Source organism: Arachnia propionica, assembly GCF_003932785.1.
Lineage (GTDB): Bacteria > Actinomycetota > Actinomycetes > Propionibacteriales > Propionibacteriaceae > Arachnia > Arachnia propionica_B.
This window is the reverse complement of sequence record NZ_RQYT01000089.1, coordinates 1-2071: the sequence shown is the minus strand read 5'-3', so window position 1 is coordinate 2071 and position 2071 is coordinate 1. Positions and strand designations below refer to the sequence as shown.

Here is a 2071-nt window from a genome sequence, read left to right as displayed (position 1 = left end):
TCCAACGCCGTCCACATCCTCGAGAACCACCCCGCCCGATACGACGAGAAATCCCGGGTGAGCGCCTCCAGGCAGCACCGCAACACCCGGGAGCGCTCCAAGGTCCCATCGGCGACGAGGGCGAGCACAGTCCGTTGCCACGTGGGGTCGCCCTTGGTGAGGGAGACCTCTCCCCCGCCCTCGACCTCGAAGATCCGCCAGAAGACGTTCTCGCGGAGGTCGTCATCGTGGCGGAGCAGGAACTCCCTCAGGTTGGGCAGCTTCGCCGTTCGGGACAGGGAGATCATCGCCAGCACGTAGACGTCGTCGTGGTCGAGTACCAGTCCGTCGTGGAGTTCGGCCAGCCGAATCGATGTGAAGTCATCCGTCTGCCCGGTGCGTCGTGCCCTGGTCTCGAGCTGGCGACGGGCCGAGGCCGCGTCCCAGGGCTCCACCTCCCGGCACGCCCTCAGATCGCTCAGGTCTCGCAACGTACCGTCCGGGGTTCCCACGATCCGGATGAGTTCCTCAGCGTGGGTGTCATCGAATGCCAGTCCCATGGCGCCTCTCCACTCCTCTCAGCTGAGCAGCTGCTTCGCGGTCTTCGCCGCAGCCGAGGAACCGGTGAAGCCTGCCAGCCATGCCCTGAGTGCCCCGTCCTCGGTGAGACGCCCCACCCGCAGCTGCTCGTCCAACAACAGCTGCATGAGCCCGCCGATCCCACGCAGCCCCCGATCCAACCTGGGCAACAGCGCGGTCAGCAGATCCACCACCATCCCCGGGTTCAGCGCCGCCGCATCAGTCAACGACGAGACCCAGCGGTTCACCTTGCAGCCCACCACACAGGCAGCCATTCCCTCGGCCGTCTGCTGGACGGAGAGCCGGCCCGGAACCGCCTCGGCGAGGAGTTCGGCAGCCAGCGAGCGGGTCTCCTGGCGGCTCCCCGACAGCCCCAACCCGACGAGCTGCGCGGTCTCCGGGGTCCAGGTGCCGCCCAGCTCGCTCAAGGCCTTGAGGACGTCGTCGATCTCCCGGTGGCAGGTGTCCTCCACGGCCCACTCGGCGGTGCGGATCCCCTGCGCAACGATGTAGGCGGTGCCATGAGGGTCCATCAACAACACAGGTGTCGATTCAGGACCGTACAGTCCCCTGCGCCGTCCTCCCGAGATCTTCTGGCCCGGGTTCGGGACACACAGCACCTCTGAGCGCCACCAGACCCACCTGGGCTGCCCATTCGGTTTCTTCTCGTCGCTGTCCACCCGGTACCACTCCAGCTGCACCCGCTCGGAGGGCTGCGGGAGGCTGAACCCGAGGACCTGTTCCGCCTGCCCCCGATCCGGGACGCTCAGCCGCATCGCGGCCTGGACCAGATCGCCGGGGCAGCGTTCCTTCAACTCCGCCGCGTCGACGCCGAACCGTTCCTGCACCTCCGCCACGCGCGTCAGGAACACCTCGCCTGGGAGATGTCCGTGGCTGTCGGTCGGGGTGGCCAGCAGCACACGCCTCGGCGCTTGTCCGGTCAGGATCTCCGTCACCTCGAGCACACGGTGACGCCAGAGCCCCTCGGCATCCTCGGGGGCACCCGCTGGCACCTCCTTGAAGCGCCACTGCTTGGGCTTCCCTCTCCGTTTGTCCTCCGGGAGCGCGAACACCGCCCGGAGCAGCGGCCCCAGGAGTTCATGGTCCCTGTCCGGCTCCGACGCCTTCTTCACGCGCTTGAGCAGCGAGGCCAGCCGCTCCGCGGGGTTCTCAGCCGTGGCGAGCCACGCCAACAGCAGCTCCAGCTCCACCGGGTCGCGGCCATCCTCCAGCAGCCACGCGACCCGCTCCAGGGCGTCCTCGTCGGTGAATGGCACCACCGGGCGGGCCGACCGGTCCGACAACTCCACCTGGGCCGTCGCCTCCACCCGCTCGAGGGACAAACCGAGCTCAGCCGCCAGTGAAGGGCTCACCAGGTCCGCGGCAACCAGGTCGTCCCGCCCCAGCCGGGTCAGGGCCTTCACCACCGCCCGCTGCACATCCACGTGCTCATGGGTCAGTCCTTGAGCCAGCACCTCGGCCGCGTCCGGCAGCGGCTCCAACAGTTTCACCA

2 protein-coding genes are annotated in these 2071 nt (G+C 68.5%); both read right to left on the bottom strand.

The window, feature by feature from the left end; translation table 11 throughout:
- Positions 1 to 539: DUF6493 family protein (locus EII35_RS15310; protein ID WP_221739796.1), on the bottom strand; the 539-nt coding region annotated here is incomplete at its 3' end.
- 18 nt (positions 540 to 557) lie between these two features.
- Positions 558 to 2071 (bottom strand): hypothetical protein (locus EII35_RS16095; protein ID WP_221739795.1); only part of this gene is annotated, 1514 nt, incomplete at its 5' end.